This is a genomic window from Aquirufa ecclesiirivi, assembly GCF_011250515.1.
GTDB lineage: Bacteria > Bacteroidota > Bacteroidia > Cytophagales > Spirosomataceae > Aquirufa > Aquirufa ecclesiirivi.
On the sequence record NZ_JAANOP010000003.1, the window covers coordinates 33,945 to 50,427 of the forward strand.

13 protein-coding genes are annotated in these 16,483 nt (G+C 37.6%); 7 read left to right on the forward strand and 6 right to left on the reverse strand.

Annotated features, from left to right (window positions below; all coding sequences use genetic code 11):
• Positions 1-5 precede the first annotated feature (5 nt).
• Entirely contained in the window at positions 6-614 is a 609-nt protein-coding gene (locus tag G9H65_RS05495) for a DUF1684 domain-containing protein (RefSeq protein WP_166374348.1), read from the forward strand.
• Here the strand turns inward: G9H65_RS05495 and G9H65_RS05500 are convergent.
• The 3 genes from G9H65_RS05500 to G9H65_RS05510 all read right to left on the reverse strand — a co-directional run bounded on the left by G9H65_RS05500 (position 611) and on the right by G9H65_RS05510 (position 4,183).
• Positions 611-1,327 carry a head GIN domain-containing protein gene (locus tag G9H65_RS05500; RefSeq protein ID WP_166374349.1) on the reverse strand — a complete coding sequence of 239 codons (717 nt, stop codon included), beginning with the start codon at positions 1,325-1,327 and terminating at the stop codon, positions 611-613. The genes G9H65_RS05495 and G9H65_RS05500 overlap by 4 nt on opposite strands.
• A 66-nt stretch (positions 1,328-1,393) precedes the next feature.
• Complete coding sequence (locus G9H65_RS05505; protein ID WP_166374350.1) at positions 1,394-3,829, reverse strand: PspC domain-containing protein; 2,436 nt, start codon at positions 3,827-3,829, stop codon at positions 1,394-1,396.
• A 12-nt stretch (positions 3,830-3,841) separates the two neighbouring features.
• Entirely contained in the window at positions 3,842-4,183 is a 342-nt protein-coding gene (locus tag G9H65_RS05510; RefSeq protein ID WP_109323570.1) for a PadR family transcriptional regulator, read from the reverse strand.
• A gap of 141 nt (positions 4,184-4,324) precedes the next feature.
• On the opposite strand from G9H65_RS05510, the gene G9H65_RS05515 reads away from it, so the two are divergent.
• The 4 genes from G9H65_RS05515 (at position 4,325) to porT (ending at position 7,933) form a co-directional block, all read left to right on the forward strand.
• Positions 4,325-5,536, forward strand: coding sequence for a sensor histidine kinase (locus G9H65_RS05515; protein WP_166374351.1), 1,212 nt, complete (start codon positions 4,325-4,327; stop codon positions 5,534-5,536).
• Positions 5,533-6,459 carry an AEC family transporter gene (locus tag G9H65_RS05520; protein WP_166374352.1) on the forward strand — a complete coding sequence of 309 codons (927 nt, stop codon included), beginning with the start codon at positions 5,533-5,535 and terminating at the stop codon, positions 6,457-6,459. Before G9H65_RS05515 ends, G9H65_RS05520 begins: the two co-directional genes overlap by 4 nt.
• Positions 6,460-6,531: 72 nt before the next feature.
• Positions 6,532-7,257 carry a bifunctional demethylmenaquinone methyltransferase/2-methoxy-6-polyprenyl-1,4-benzoquinol methylase UbiE gene (gene ubiE, locus G9H65_RS05525; protein ID WP_166374353.1) on the forward strand — a complete coding sequence of 242 codons (726 nt, stop codon included), beginning with the start codon at positions 6,532-6,534 and terminating at the stop codon, positions 7,255-7,257.
• A gap of 4 nt (positions 7,258-7,261) precedes the next feature.
• Complete coding sequence (gene porT, locus G9H65_RS05530) at positions 7,262-7,933, forward strand: type IX secretion/gliding motility protein PorT/SprT (protein ID WP_166374354.1); 672 nt, start codon at positions 7,262-7,264, stop codon at positions 7,931-7,933.
• Here porT and G9H65_RS05535 read toward each other — a convergent pair whose 3' ends face one another.
• Positions 7,934-8,854 carry a DUF4249 domain-containing protein gene (locus G9H65_RS05535; protein ID WP_166374355.1) on the reverse strand — a complete coding sequence of 307 codons (921 nt, stop codon included), beginning with the start codon at positions 8,852-8,854 and terminating at the stop codon, positions 7,934-7,936.
• Position 8,855: 1 nt separating this feature from the next.
• On the reverse strand, positions 8,856-11,231 hold the full coding sequence (locus G9H65_RS05540; protein WP_166374356.1) for a TonB-dependent receptor: 2,376 nt from the start codon (positions 11,229-11,231) through the stop codon (positions 8,856-8,858).
• Between the two features lie 197 nt (positions 11,232-11,428).
• Here G9H65_RS05540 and G9H65_RS05545 point away from each other — a divergent pair, with 197 nt between their 5' ends.
• Positions 11,429-11,635 (forward strand): helix-turn-helix transcriptional regulator, encoded by a 207-nt coding sequence (locus tag G9H65_RS05545; protein WP_166374357.1) that lies wholly within the window; start codon positions 11,429-11,431, stop codon positions 11,633-11,635.
• Between the two features lie 9 nt (positions 11,636-11,644).
• Positions 11,645-13,546 (forward strand): glucosamine-6-phosphate deaminase, encoded by a 1,902-nt coding sequence (gene nagB, locus G9H65_RS05550; RefSeq protein WP_166374358.1) that lies wholly within the window; start codon positions 11,645-11,647, stop codon positions 13,544-13,546.
• A gap of 10 nt (positions 13,547-13,556) precedes the next feature.
• Here the strand turns inward: nagB and G9H65_RS05555 are convergent, their stop codons facing one another.
• On the reverse strand, positions 13,557-16,481 hold the full coding sequence (locus G9H65_RS05555) for an FAD-binding and (Fe-S)-binding domain-containing protein (RefSeq protein WP_166374359.1): 2,925 nt from the start codon (positions 16,479-16,481) through the stop codon (positions 13,557-13,559).
• Positions 16,482-16,483 lie beyond the last annotated feature (2 nt).

The window sequence follows — 16,483 nt, forward strand, 5'->3', positions numbered from 1 at the left end:
ATCTTATGAAATTCAATAAATGGATTTTGATTCTTGTTCTTGGTGCTATCACCTTGGTGATTATTAGTCTACCAAAAAACAATGCTGTTAGTCTAAGCAAAACCCAAGATGATTCTTTGGCAGTCATAAAACATCGAAAAGAAAAAGACATTTCGATGAAAGAACAGGAAGATTCACCTATCAAGAATAAAGATAACTTTAATGGCTTGCACTATTTCCCTTTTTCAAGTGCTTGGCAAATAGAATTTGAATTAGAGAAAAATTCTAAAGTAGATAAAATCGCTATGCCCATGAGTGATGGTACCAAAGAAGATATGATATATATAGGAGATATTAAAGCTCAAATTAATGGACAAGAGGTTCGCTTAAAGCTATATCAACATGACAATGGGGATTTCTTCCTTCCATTTAAAGACAAAACCGCCCCCACAGAAACCTATGGAGGCGGTAGGTACTTAGATATACCCCTAATAAATCTAAACGGTAAAAAACTTAAGGCGGATTTTAATTTAGCTTACTTTCCTTTTTGTGCGTACAATCCGGAATATGCTTGTCCAGTTCCGCCAGCGAGTAACCTGTTAAACTTTAGTATACCCGCTGGGGAAAAAAACTAGTTTACTTGGTTTATAGAAGCAGCACCTGATAAATCTTTGCTGATTGTAGGTACTCCTTTATAAGAAACTTTAGATGCACCTGATGCGTCAACTCGCAAGGTCTTTTGACTTTGAATGCTGACATGACTTGCACCGCTAGCCTCTACATCGGTATCACGTGCCATCAAATTTGTACCCTCTAAGTGACTTGCACCTGAAGCATCCACATTTAATTTTCCAGCATGTCCGCTGATATTTAATTTAGAAGCTCCTGATAACTCTACGTTCAATTTATCAGCACTAATTTGATTTAATTGACCTTTAGATGCTCCACTAAACACAAAATTCATTTGCTCTTCATTGGCGAACCCATCCACATCAACTCGACAAGCACCAGAAAAATCGGCATTAGCTAAACGAGGCATGGTGATAACCAAACGTACTCTTTTGCGATTTTTACCCCAGTTGAAACCCCAATTGCGATCTTTATAAGACACCTTCAAGGTATTACCATCGATGTCAACTTCTAAATCATCTACGTCTTCTTGACGTCCATAAGCGGCCATAGAAAAAGCACTTCCTTTGCTCACTTTAATTTCAAAAGCTTGACCTATGTCTAAATTTTGAAAACCGGATACTTTAAACCTTTTTGAATAATCCTCAGGAGATGCGAATGCCACGATGGACATGAATAAGGCTCCTAGGAAAATGAATAAATTGAATTTTGTTTTCATGATTGTTATATTTTTGGAATGTAGAGAAGATGTAACGAATGAACAAAAGGTTGCATGGTCTCCCTATTATTTTTGAGTTTTAATGTTTACTTGTAAATTAGACATGCTTGGATAACTTAAATCAGCATCCATGGATTTATTCCCAGTAATAGTCTTTATCACTTGTAAATCCATTTTAGATTGATCCTTCAAGGACACAATGGCCTTTTGAACAACCAAATTAGGGGCGATAAGCTCAGCATTTTGATCAGATGAAGCAATTAATAATTCCGTATTTCCATCGATATTGACACTATGGAAATTATGTAAGACCACTTCCAATTTAGCCTGATTGAATCCTTTGATTTCCGTTCTGGCATTTCCACCTAATTCTACTTTAGAAAGCTTTGGAGATTGTATTTCTATCTGAACGCCTGATTGCACTTTGTCCAATTTCAATACACCATTCACCACTTTGGCTTCCGTCACAAAACTTGGCTTATCATTTCCTTCGAATCGGATGACATATTTATCTCCAGGTACAATTCGAATGCTAGCTCCTTCAGTATTTAAGGCTTCAATGCTTTGAAAGTTTTCCAAATCCTTACTGATAGAGAAGTTTACACCTTCCTCATCAGAAGATGAACGATCTTCATGGAAAGACTCATCCTTATCTTCAATCGGTTCACGATTAATACATGTCAACCCTTTTTCTGGTGTAAAATTCCACATGGAACCAACAAATAAGTCGCCATTGCTCTCGTTAAAATATCCTCCATGAATTTCATTTTCTATATAAGACGCAAAATCACGCGTCATGCCAAAGCTTTGACCAAATGGAATCAATACTTTCACACGCATACGTTGGTTTCTGAACTTTTGATTCGTGATTCCAAAATGACTGTCAAATATGATTTTATCATTTTGAACGGAATAATCGTACTTGATGCTTCTCGCATTTTTCTCTGCATCCAAACGGTCTCTTCCATTAGACTTGGAAAATTCAATGACCTGAATCGTTGTTCCTGAATATCCTTCAATGGTGATTTGCGTCCGCGTAAATCCTTCACGGTTATAATCGTGCATATCCTCATCATCCAAGATTTCATCCACCAATTCTCTACTACCCAACATTTTTTCCCAAATCGACTCCTGTGATTCTTTTTTGATATCAAAAACAAATGGCTTTGCGGGAACACTAATATCTTTTACTTGATTGATAGAAGCTGTTCTAGAAAAATTTCTTCCCACGGTTGGTAAGGCCACAAATAAACCAATCCAACCCACGATGCATAAGGTAGTAGCGATGTATTTATAGGTTCTATTATAGAATTTACGGTTAGCTAATAAAGAAACTCCAGAGATAATAATGGAAACCAAAATGGGAAGAATGGCTGCGATGAAAGCTAAATAAGTCCAAGATGGCAAATCATTAGCTAACAAATATAAGGGGATCGCTTCACCAAATGCAATTTGAACTTGACCATGATCTAATCCAGAGAATCCTACTGAACAAACCGTAATTAAGGCAATAATACTACTTAAACCAATCACCGTTAAAATAATTCCAAATGCTATCTGAACAATCCAACGAAGAGCTATAAAAAAGCCTTTAAATGCACCAAAGAAAGCAGCAATTAGGCGAAAAGGAACCAACAAGATACGTGTTAAAGCACTTTCTTCGACTTCACCTTCCTTTTGAAAGTTCTTCTTTATGTTATTTTCAATATTTTCAAGAGTAATAGGCTCTCCTGTCATTTCCATTTTATCGGTCAGGGTTTTAGCCTCTGGTGCTATGATTAATATCACCAGGTAGGCTACAATTCCTGTTCCAAAAAACAGTACAGAGAGTACAGCTAGTACACGCAATAGACCTAAATCCCATCCTGTGTAGGCAGAAAATCCGGAGATTACTCCACCAATGACTTTCTTTTCTGGATCACGATAAAATTTACGGAAGGATTTATCCTCTTCTAAATTGATTTCTCCAGGGATGGCAATCCAACAGATAACATAGGCCCAGAAGATGACATTGGCTACGTGAAACAATGGAATCATTCCAAAGAATCCAACAATCATACACAAACGTACCCAGATTGGATCAGCATGAATATAACGTGCCAAACCTGAAGCCACACCACCAATCATTTTCCTAGACAAATCGCGTCTAAATACTTTTTGGTGGGGAGCAGACTTTTCTGAATGAGTGGAATGAGTCTGAGATGAATTACTTTCTTTCTTATCTTCTTCGCTTTCTAAAGCTTGAAAATCAGCTACTGTTCCTAGAGAAGCGATTAAGGCATTTACATGTTCTAATGAAATGGCTTCCGTTTTTTCATCTTCTCGAATGCCCCAGAATTTCTCGGCAATTCTTGCTTCAATGTCAGCAATAATCTCTTTTGAACCTTCGAAATTCTCGAAGTAAGCATGGATGGATTTGATGTATGCATCCAATGTGACAAACGCGTCCTCCTCTATGTGGAAGATAATCCCTGCGATATTAATTGAAAGGGTCTTTTTCATACAATGATAGATTTATGAATTGGGGGTGGTGGGGTTCGTTATTTGAAGTACAGAGCCTTGTAACTCATCCCATGTTAAATGAAGTTCTTCTAAAAATTCTCCTCCTTTTTCTGTTAATACGTAATACTTACGTGGCGGGCCTGAGGAAGATTCCACCCATTTATAATCTAAAAACCCAGCATTTTTTAAGCGGGTTAACAGAGGGTATAAGGTTCCCTCCACGACCATGATTTTTGCAGAGGTTAATTCTTCCAACATGTTGGATGCGTAAACCTCGCCTCGCGAAATAATCTGCAGAATACAGAATTCCAAAATTCCTTTCCTCATCTGCACCTTGGCATTTTCAATATCCATCGGTTCCTGTGTTTTAATGTGATACAAAACTACGTAAGGTACTTTGCATTACATAGTACCTTAGAAACTTTTTTTTGATTTTTGGATAAACGGTGACTATTTTGTGATGAATAGCCTTTTTTAGGTTCGAAAAATATCCCCATGTTCAAAGAAGTCTCCTTACCTCTAGCCTTTTACAACCGCGATACATGGCTTAAGGTGGCTTTTTTTGCTGTTTGTGTTTTCATGGCAGGCTTTTCCCTGTACTTTACAGACGGTTTAGTGACTAAATTAGAGGAAAGAGAAAAGCAACAAATCGAATTATATGCAGAGACCATTCGCTATGTAATGACGAGTGATGAGAATGCAGATATCAATTTCTTTTTTGAAAGGATTAAAAAAATCAATGAGAACAATACCATCCCGGTAATATGGAAAGATGGTTCTGGACATTTGAATTCGATCAATATCCCCATGCCCAACCAGCTTTCTACTGAAGCGAAGCAGGATATACTCAAACAAAAGTTAAATGAAATAATCTTAGAAAATAACAAGCCCATAGAAATGGATATGGGTTTTCAGAAAGAATATATTTATTACGGTAATTCGAAATTATTGAAATTACTGAGGTATTACCCACTATCACAACTTCTCGTTGTTTTAATTATTGGCTTCTTAGGATACATCTTTTTCTCTTATTCTAGAAGAGCGGAACAAAACCGTGTTTGGGTGGGCTTAGCCAAAGAAACGGCTCATCAATTGGGAACACCCCTTTCTTCCCTGACTGCTTGGGTAGAAATTCTTAGAAATGAGCCCAGCATAGATCCCAATATTGTAATTGAGTTAAGCAAGGATATCCAACGTTTAGAGACCATTACTACGCGTTTTTCTAATATTGGATCGGCTCCCATTCTGAAAGAGGAGAATCTAGAAGAGTTAATCAGCACCTTTTTACTCTATTTAAAAAATCGAATATCGAGCAAAGTTCATATTGAAATAATTAGCATGCTGGCACCAGATCAAGTAGCAAAAGTCAATCGCTACCTCTTTGAATGGGTCATCGAAAATATTTGTAAAAATGCAGTGGATGCTATGAGTGGTAGCGGAGACATCCAAATTATCCTAACAGAAGGTAAAAATAATCTCATATACATTGATATTTCTGATACTGGAAAGGGAATATCCAATAAAAATATGTCCAAAATATTTTCCCCTGGATTTAGCACCAAAAAAAGAGGGTGGGGATTAGGACTTACTTTAGCAAAAAGGATTGTCGAGAATTATCATGAGGGCAAACTCATTTTAAAATCTACTGAAATAAACAAAGGAAGTACGTTTCGTATTTCCTTACCTAAGCCTCCATTGCACCCATGAATTCGCCTAATTTTGTTTTTGGTTCAGCTCTCGTTGTCATTTCCATTGGCTACTTGCTGAAAAGTTTGGGTTATGTAACTACCCATGATGCTAAAAATATTTCGAAATTCTTGATGCATACCACTTTTCCGGCTTTGGTATTTAGTACCATGATTAAGATCGAATTCTCCCATGAATTATTGTGGCTTCCCTTAATTTGTATCTTATTTGCTCTGCTTTGTTCTTTTGTGGGCTTTCAAATTTTCAAAAAAGAAGGCTCCGAATATCGGGGAATCTTAACCATGGGATGTTCAGGATATAATTTAGGTTTATTTGCCTACCCATTAATTGAAGGAATCTGGGGTTGGAAAGGATTAACTTATGCAGCGATGTTTGATATTGGCAATTCGTTTATCAATTTCATTTTAACCTATGGAATGGGGAATTATTTCTCAGCTCAAGCCAAAAAAGGCAATATGTGGAAGCATGTTTTTAAACGCATCATGTCGCTTTTCCCCTTTCAAGCCATGGTGATTGGACTACTTGTAAATTTACTGGAAGTTCCATTACCCCTTTTTCTTACGAGCATCGTGGAAACCATTGCTCAAGGAAATAAGCCCTTAGTATTATTATTAATGGGGATATATTTCAGTGTGAGATTGCCTAAAAAATCCTTTATTAAGGTCTTTCAAGTACTAGGCATTCGCTACCTATTGGGTTTGTCCATCGGCCTTATGTTATATTACAGCCTACCGTTTGATGCTCATTTTAGGAATATGATGTTGATCTGCATCATTCTACCTGTGGGTATGACGCTCATTACTTATTCTGATGAATTAAACTTTGATACCGCTATTGCGGGGGCATTGGTTAATTTTTCGATGTTAATCAGCTTTGCGCTCATGTGGATATTGATAGCAGTATTCCAAATGGCTACCAGCTAACCAAATAATTTTGGTAATTTGCAGAAACAAATGCCCCTAATTTACGTTTGGGAATAAAGCAAACAATCGACAATGGTAGTACCCTACAAAAATCAATCGCAAGGAAAAAAGGAACAAGTAGCAGAAATGTTCAATTCCATTTCACCTAAGTATGATTTCTTAAATCATTTACTTAGTGGAGGAATCGATATCATCTGGAGAAAAAAAGCGATTAATTTGTTAAAAAATAAGGGTATTAAATCCTTGCTAGACATTGCCACGGGAACAGGTGATTTTGCCATTGAAGCCTTAAAGATTCAGCCAGAAAAAATTATTGGTGTGGATATTTCGCAAGGGATGTTGGATTTCGGTATCGAGAAAATCAAAAAACTGGGATTACAAGATAAAATTCACTTGCAATTAGGCGACTCAGAAAAACTACCTTTTTCGGATCAAAGCTTTGATGCTATTACTGTGAGTTTTGGTGTGCGTAATTATGAAAACCTAGAAAAAGGTTTGACTGATATGTTGCGTGTTTTAAAACCTGGTGGATACTGCCTAATCCTAGAATTTTCAAATCCTAGAAAATTTCCAATGAAGCAGTTATATGCTTTTTACTCAAAATTCATCCTGCCTTTATTAGGGAAAATAATCTCCAAAGATCCAGCAGCGTATACTTATTTACCAGAATCTGTTCAAGCCTTTCCTGATGGACAAAACTTCTTGGATATTTTCCAACAAGTAGGTTATAAAAATACCCAATGGATACCCATGACAGGAGGAATCTGCTCTATTTATTTGGGTCAAAAATCAAAATAGGAATTTGAAAAAGCTATTGGCACTTATTGGTTTCAGCATGATGAGCTTTTATTCTTTAGCCCAAGGGAATAAATACATTCGCATCAATAATGAATATTATGACGATAAAAGGGTCCACTTTGGATTCCTTTTTGGCTTAAGCTCTAGCAATTTTAGCATGGAGGCTGATCCAACGCTCGCACCAAGTATATCACCTAGAAATTTTGGGTTTCAAATTGGGGGTTTAGCTAATTATTCCTTCAATCGCTTTTTAGAATTAAAATCAGGGGTCAACATAGCCCTTTATGATCGAGATATCACTTTTATCCAACCTAAACCAGCGGAAGATATCAATATAGCCAGAGAATCCACTTGGTTTGAAATCCCTGTTTTACTAAAGTTTAAATCCATCCGACGAATGAACCATCGGATGTATGCCTTAGCAGGTACAAAATTTGGTGTAGAAGCTAATGTGAAAAAGAATAGTGCCGCATTAAGTGCTCAAACGGTGGATTTTGCTTTAGAATATGGTTTCGGATTTGAAGGATTTTTTAAATATTTCAAGTTTACACCTGAAATTAGATTTTCACATGGCATTGCCAATTTATATTCGGCGCCTTCTATCACCACGAATCCTTACTTCAAAGTAAGCCGGTTGAATACCCACAATGTCACGCTGTATATAAATTTCGAATAATTACTTCAAACCTTTTCTAGCTAGCTTCGGGTCAACTTTCGTTTCAAAAACACTAACCGCTGAAACGCCGAACCACCCTGCTCCTTGTATGGATGAATTACTATTCAAATTCTGAATGTTAGTAGGGATATTAGCTGCTGGTCTTGAAAATAGACCCGCATTATTTAATTCCAGTCGAGCTTGAGAATAAAAGTTAAATTGGTCTTGAGAAATAGAATACAATTCTACCTTAATTTTATCATTTTCCAGATATAATTCGGGTGAAATAGACCGACGAATAGGAAGATTAAAGGTTAAGCCATCAGATGCCGCTCCTTGTTGAAATGCCCCATCATAAATAACCGATATATTGGATGGATCATTGTATAACTTACCATTTTTATAGGTTTTAACACGATAACAATCCCCCAAACCTAAAAAATCTTTAGCAAAGAATTGGGCATCATAACCTTCCTTGGGCTTCTCGTCACCTCGTTGTCTCCCTGAAGCCTCATCAAATTGATATAACAAAGAATCGATGGTAGGCACTCTCCTCATGGTTGCTGAAGCAGTAAATTGTTCATTTGACCAGTTAACAGATAATTGATAAGTCATACCCATTTTTCCTAAAATATCTGTTGCTATTTTAGGTTGCCACACATAAGTTCCTGCCTGATCTTTTTCTTCTACAAAAACATATTCTTGACCCATATTATCGCGAACTTTGACTTCTGCACCGCTAATTTTAGGTACAGATGTATTGTCAAAATAGGCTTGAGATTTAGTCAGCATGATTTTTTGGGGGCCAGGTAAATTGGTCAAAGTGGCTTCAACCACCAAATAATTGTTGGATTTAGGACTTTCCAACTGAACTATATCCTCGCATGAGCTTAATGCTACTGTGAGAAGAATACTGAAGATATAAATAGCTTTGATTTTCATATTAAAACGAGAAATTATACGTTACTGCTGGAACGAATGAACCAATAATAGATAATTGTACGGCCTCAGTTTGGGCTGAGTTTGTTTCGTTAGGCCGGGTATACACTGAAAAAGGATTTTTCCTGTTGTATAAGTTATATACCGAGAATACCCATTCAGAACTTCCTTTTCCGAATAGGCCCTTCTTATTTTTCTTGGTTGCAGAAATATCTAATCGATGATAATCTGGTACACGAATATTGCCTCGAGTTCCAGGTATTGTTTGCGGATAAGCGATACCTTCATACACATATTTTTGTATGGGAATAGAATAAGGAACTCCAGTGATATAGGCAAAATTGGCTCCAAATGACCACTTTTCATTTAAAGCATATTGACCTATTAAATTTAAGGTATGCGTCCTATCGTATCGACTGGTATACCATTCATTATTATTAATACCATCAATTTTACGCTCCGTTCTAGCTAAGGTATAACTCACCCAGCCTGTCAGTTTACCAACATTCTTTTTTACAAAAACTTCCAATCCATACGCACGTCCATCACCAAACAATAGATCCTTTTCAAAATAAGGGTTTAAAAATAAATTAGCTCGGTCTGCGTAATCAATTTGATTTTGCATCTTTTTATAATATACCTCTACCGAAGCCTCATAATCATTCCCATTTTCTCCATAGTTCTTAAAAAATCCCAAAGCTACTTGATCGGCAATTTGAGGTTTGATATTGTTCGTTGAACTTGTCCATACATCCAATGGCGTAGATGCAGCGGTGTTTGACATTAAATGAACATATTGCGATAAACGATTGAAGCTAGCTTTTATCGATGAAGCCTCATTCAAGGTCCAATTCAAAGCCAAACGTGGCTCAAAATTTCCATAAGACGCAATAACTTGATCTGGATTTACTTTGTTTATCTGTAACACATATCCGGAAGGATTTTGCGCCGACATCGGTACTGGTATTCTATTGTAATATTCCCCATCTAAACTTTGATAATCATAATGGGAATATCTTAACCCGTATTGAGCTGAAAAATCTGGAGAAAATTTCAATTCATTTCCCACGTAGAAAGAGGTTTCTAATCCTCTTTTATTGGCTTGACCAAACTCCCTTTTTTCACCTATCGAAGAAGCAACCGCCTTTCCAGGTTTAAATTCATAAGATAGAATTTGACCACCAAAGGTCAAGGTATTGTCTGGAGTAATATAATAGGTGAAATCTGGCTTAAAACTTAAATTAACAATATTGGAAGTCCACCGAAAGGAATCATTCGGTCTTTTATTTTCTAAATCAGAATCCAACAAATAATCATAATTACTATAGAAACTAGTGGCGTTTAAAAACAATTTATTGGAGAAAACGTGGTTCCATCTAGCAGACAAAGTCCCATTTCCCCAATTAAACCCAAATCCAGTACCAAATACATCTCTTCCAAAATAGCCAGATAAAAACACGGTGTTTTTAGAATTGATATTGTAATTGACTTTAGCAGTTAAATCATAAAAATTAAATTGAGCATTTGCATTATTTCCAGTAAGAAAAGGTTTGGCCAAAATATCTATATAGGATCTGCGAGCTGCCACGATAAATGATGCTTTATCTTTAATCAAGGGCGCTTCAACGGAAAGACGAGAAAATATAACCCCAATTCCACCATTCACTTCCAACTTTTTGGTATTTCCTTCTTTCATTTTCACATCCAGAATAGAAGAAACGCGACCACCATATTGAGCAGGAATTCCTCCTTTAAAAAGCTTTACGTCTTTTACTGCATCTGGATTAAATACAGAGAAAAAACCAAATAAGTGGGAAGAGTTATATACCGGGGCATCATCCATCAAAACCAAGTTTTGGTCTACTCCTCCCCCTCGAACATTGAATCCAGAGGCTCCTTCACCTACTGTACTCACTCCTGGTAATAATTGAATCGCTCTAACCAAATCTACTTCTCCCAATAAGGCAGGAATTCGTTTGATCGTTTTTATGTCAATTTTATTAACCGACATCTCAATGCTCTTAACATTTTCATCCACAGCCTTGGCTGTTACACGAACCTCGGCTAATTCACTATCGGCAGGTTTTAATTCGATAGAAAACTGCTGAGCCTGATTTGAAAATTGGATTTTCTTCTCGACTCGCTCATAGCCTGTATAAGAAAATACTAAGGTATATTCTCCTGGAGCTAAGGTTAAACTGTAAAATCCATAGGTATTACTTTGATTTCCGACCTTGAGCTCTTTTACATATACATTCGCTCCAATCAATCCTTCTCCATTGGAACTGTCTTTAATATAACCGCTTAAAGTAGCTTTTTGTGCATATAATGTACTGCAAAACAGACTTAATAGAATACTAATGAGATATCGAAATTTCATTGAATTAGATGATTGAACACTTGAGTATTTTGAATAATACAAAGATAAACCTACAAAGTGACAATAAAGTTTCAAAAACTGATAATCTGAAAATAAGAGCGAATTAATTTTTTTAAATAATTTCGGTAACATATTGCCGATTAGTTTTTATTTTAATTTTTTATACTACTTTTACATCACAATCAAGAGAGAAATCGATGGACTTGAAAATTTTTGGCGAAATCATCCGAGAAAAAAGAAGCGCACTTCGACTGAATCAAGACGAATTGAGTGAAAAAAGCGGAGTTGCCATTAAAACAATTCATTCCATTGAATTAGGAAAAGGAAATCCTGCTATCAAAACCATTCTCCGATTGTTTGACATATTGGAACTAGATTTAATCGTCATAGCCTCTAAACCTTAATTTTTTACCATGGAACAAGCCATTAGTTTTGAAAGAGTACCCACGCGTATTTATTCAGATTCAGAAAAAGCTTCCAAAGCTGTTGCACAGGAAATTGCCTCATTGATTCGTGAAAGAGCCAAAGAAAAGAAACCTGCTGTCTTAGGATTAGCGACGGGATCATCACCTAAAAAGGTGTATCAAGAATTAATTCGTATGCACAACGAAGAAGGATTAAGCTTCAAAAATGTAATCACCTTTAATTTGGATGAATATTACCCGATGGAGCCGGATGCCATTCAAAGTTATGTTCGCTTTATGAAGGAACAATTGTTTGATCATGTCGACATAGCCATAAATAACATCAATATTCCTGATGGAACACTGGCCATTGAAAAAATTCCAGAATTTTGTCGGGATTACGATGAAAAAATCACAAAACTTGGTGGTTTAGATTTTCAATTATTGGGAATTGGCAGAAACGGACATATTGGTTTTAACGAACCAGGTTCTTTGATCAATTCTAAAACCCGCTTGATGACCTTAGATATCAGTACTAAAATCGATGCCGCGATTGATTTTGGTGGTCTAGAAAAAGTACATAAGAAGGCCATCACCATGGGTATCGATAAAATCATGCATGCTAAACGTGTGATTTTACTAGCATGGGGTGAGCATAAAGCAGAAAGTGTGGCACGTGCCGTCGAAGGTCCGGTAACTTCCGATATTCCTGCGTCTTATTTGCAGCAACATAACAATGCGACTTTCATCTTAGATGAAACAGCTGCTGCTGCATTAACTCGCATCAAAACACCCTGGGTGGTAGATTCCGTGATTTGGGATCGTAAAATGATTAAAAAAGCGGTAACTCATTTGGCATTGCAATTGGATAAACCTGTTCTAAAATTAACTAGTAAGGATTATAATGAGCATGGGCTTTCAGAATTACTATCACTTTATGGTCAGGCTTATGATATCAACATAGAAGTATTCAATTACTTACAACACACTATTACGGGTTGGCCAGGTGGAAAACCCAATGCCGATGATACCCATCGACCAGAAAGAGCTTTCCCAGCGAAAAAGAAGGTCATCATTTTTAGTCCACACCCAGATGATGACATCATCTCCATGGGAGGTACATTCCAGCGATTGCATGACCAAGGACATGATGTGCATGTGGCCTACCAAACGACGGGCAATATTGCTGTTGCGGATGATGAAGCCCTTCGTTTTGCCGAGTTTGTCGTTGATTTCAATGAAAAGTTTGAAAACTCCAATCCCAAAGCCAATAAGATTTATAAAGAGGCTGTCCGTTTCCTTAAAAGCAAACGTGATTCTGAAATTGATATTCCTTCGGTGAGAGAAATCAAAGGGTTAATCCGAAAAGGAGAAGCTAAAAACACGTGCCGCTTTGTAGGTATTAAAAAAGAAAATACCCATTTCTTAGAAATGCCATTTTATGAAACTGGTACGGTTCGTAAAAATCCGATTGGCGAAGAAGATGTACAAATCATCATGGAATTGATTGAAGAAATTCAGCCTCACCAAATTTATGCTGCAGGCGATTTAGCCGATCCGCATGGAACGCATAAAGTATGTTTAGATGCCATCCTAGAGGCAGTACAGCGCTTGAAGCACCGTGAATACATGAAAAATTGCTGGGTATGGCTCTACAAAGGTGCTTGGGCTGAGTGGGATATCGATCAAATTGAAATGGCTGTACCTATGTCGCCCGATCAAGTATTCCAAAAGCGTATGGGTATTTTTAAACACCAATCTCAAAAAGATGGTGTGGTATTCCAAGGAGATGACTCCCGCGAATTTTGGCAAAGAGCGGAAGAGCGAAACCGTGGTACAGCAAGTATTTACAATAAATTAGGACTAGCGGAATACGAAGCCATGGAAGCATTCGTTCGCTGGAGATTTTAAAACCAAGCTTCTAAACCAAAGCCTCAAATAAGATTTCGGCGGTATGCTTCGCTCTGCGTTGCGTACCGTCGTGAATCTGGTGACGGCAACTAGTTCCGGATGCCGCAATAATCACTTCAGGTGCTTGCGCACGTACTGTTGGAAACAAGACCAATTCCCCAATTTGCATCGACAGATCATAATGTTCCTTTTCATATCCGAAAGAACCTGCCATACCACAACATCCCGAAGGAATTAATTGAACTTCATAATTAGCTGGCAAGGATAATGCTTTCTTGGCAGGCACTAAAGAGCTAATGGATTTTTGCTGGCAATGTCCATGTAATTTAATTAATCGCTTTTCCTGCGTAAACTGATTGGTAGAAATCCGTTTAGCCTCCAATTCTTTGGCAATAAATTCTTCCAACAACAAGGCATTTTTAGCCAATTGTTTGGATCGATCTACCCAAGCCTCTGAAACTAAATCCGGATATTCATCCCGAAAGGTTAATAATGCGGAGGGCTCAATACCCACCAAGGGCACATCCTGGCTCACTAAATCACTCCATAATTCCACATTTTTCTGAGCTAATTCCTTGGCTTCATCCAACATTCCTTTTGACAAAAATGATCTGCCTGAGATTGGATGATCCAATGTTCTAACTTCATAGCCCAATGCTTCCAAAAGCAAAACTGCCTTACGCCCCACTTCGGCATCATTGAAATTAGTAAATTCATCTACAAACAAAAACACAGCTTTGCTAGATGAAATACTAGGTCTATTTTTCAACCAAGCTTTTAAAGTTTGATTGGCTAATAAAGGCATGGTACGGTTTGGATGAAAACCTACTATCTGATTAGCAATCCTACGTAAAAACGGAGTGCCCATGACTAAATTATAAGCAAATGGAATTTTAGAGGCCAAAGATGAAATACTTGAAAAGTGACCTACTAACCAACTCCGAATAGGTAATCCTTTTTCTTTTTGGTATTGGTATAAAAACTCCATCTTTAATTTTGCCACATCCACATTGGATGGACATTCGGATTTACATCCTTTACAAGCCAAGCACAAATCCATAACCTCTTTAATCTCTTCATGTGCGAATCGATTTTCTTGAGGTGAACGGGTTAAAAATTCACGAAGAATATTGGCTCTGGCACGCGTCGTTTCTTTTTCATTTCGAGTTGCCATAAAAGATGGACACATCGTGCCACCAGAAACGGGCGTTTTGCGGCAATCACCCGAACCATTGCATTGTTCTGCGTGCTGCAAAACATCTTGATCTTGGTATCGAAACGCCGTTTTGAATTCGGGTGTTATTTGACCAGCCTCATAACGCAAAAAGCTATCCATAGGAGGAGTATCCACAATTTTATTGGGATTAAAAATCCCTTTGGGATCCCACCATGATTTCAACTCACGCATCAATTGATAATTGGATTCACCGACCATCCAAGGGATAAACTCGCCTCGAAGTCTTCCATCTCCATGTTCTCCTGATAAGGAACCTTTGTATTTCTTGACTAAACGGGCTATTTCCTCTGCAATATGTCGGAACATCTTATGCCCCTCTTGTGTCTTTAAATTGATGATAGGCCTTAAATGCAATTCGCCTGAACCCGCATGAGCGTAATGCACACAATACAAATTATTTTCAGAAAGTATTTCGTTGAATTCCGCAATAAATGCAGGCAAATCATTCACATCGACCGCCGTATCTTCAATGACCGCTACTGCTTTTTCATCGCCTGGTAAATTAGACAATAAACCCAAGCCTGCTTTTCGCAAATCCCACACTTTCTTGACATTTTCCCCTGTGACACAAGGAAAATGATAACCCAGATTCTGCGCTAACATCGCTTTTTCAACTTCCTTGGCTTGTGCAGCTAATTCATTGGGGTCTTCCGAACGTAGTTCTACTACTAAAATAGCCCCTGGGTCACCCTCCACAAAAAAACGATTCTGTCTTTGTTCAGGATTTGCTTTGGTACATTCTAAAATATAGTGATCCATCAATTCAGAGGCCGATGGATTAAATTTCAAAGCAATTAAATTAGCTCGTAAAGCTTCATCAATGGTATTAAAATGCGCACAAACTAATCCTAAATGAGCAGGAGGAAGCTTATCCACATGCAATTTTATTTTGGTAGCAAAACAAAGTGTACCCTCCGAGCCTGCCAGTAATGCGCAAAAATTAAATGGAGCTTTCGTGGAATCAAAAGCATCCGAATTTAATAACATATCAACTGCGTAACCTGTATTTCTCCGATGTATACTCGGTTTGGGAAATTCATCTTGTATTTCTTGCTGTCTTTGGGGATTAGAAAGAGCTTCCAATGTTTTAGCATAGATATCGTGTAATCGAGTACCTTCATTCAGACCTTTCAGGGTTTCAAAAGGGTTTTCTGAATTAAAGTGGACCAAAGTCCCATCCGATAAATACCCTTCTACTTCCAGCACATGGTCACGAGTAGAACCATATACAACGGAATTGGAACCACAAGAATTATTTCCCAACATACCACCGATCATAGCACGGTTGGCTGTAGATGTTTCTGGCCCAAAAAACAAACCTTGCTTTTTTAATTCCACATTCAAGACATCCCGAACTACGCCTGGTTCCACCCACACATATGACTCTTCTTGATTGATTTCTAAAATACGATTAAAAAACTTAGACACATCCACAATCAAAGCCTTCCCTACCACTTGACCAGCTAAAGATGTACCCGCTGTTCTTGGAATCAAAGGCAAAGCATGCTGATCGGCGAATCGAATGATGGTTTCTAAATCCTGCTTGGTTTCTGGAATAACAACACCCAAAGGCATTTCACGATATGCGGATGCGTCCGTGGCATACAAAGTACGCATGACCGTATCTGTGTATAATGATCCTTGAATTTTCTCAGCCAATTCAGCTAAGACTGGTGTTGTTTCAACAGTTGAAAGCATGA